This is a genomic window from Flavobacterium xizangense, from assembly GCF_054075145.1.
The window spans coordinates 1-253 of the sequence record NZ_JBSIPG010000211.1; the positions used below are offsets into that span (position 1 = coordinate 1).

Below are 253 nucleotides of genomic sequence, written 5' to 3' on the forward strand. Positions count from 1 at the left end.
TTACGGATCCGCTCGCTGGGAAAGCGGTATAGAAATTCCGGCTCACGATCAAGATTTCTATGCCTTGAAAGAGGTCTCTCACGGAAATGTGCAGCAGATTCTTTTTCCTTCAAAAAGCACTAAGGCCTCATGCAGAGCCTTTGTATATACTCCGCCTTCTTATTATAAAGATAAGAATAAAAAATATCCGGTTTTGTATCTGCAGCACGGTTGGGGGGAAGATGAAACGGCATGGAGCAATCAAGGTCGCGTC

General features: G+C 44.7%; 1 protein-coding gene. It reads left to right on the forward strand.

The window, feature by feature from the left end; genetic code table 11:
- The coding region (locus ACWA1B_RS23160) for an alpha/beta hydrolase (RefSeq protein WP_456911019.1) at positions 1-253 on the forward strand (253 nt) is incomplete at both ends.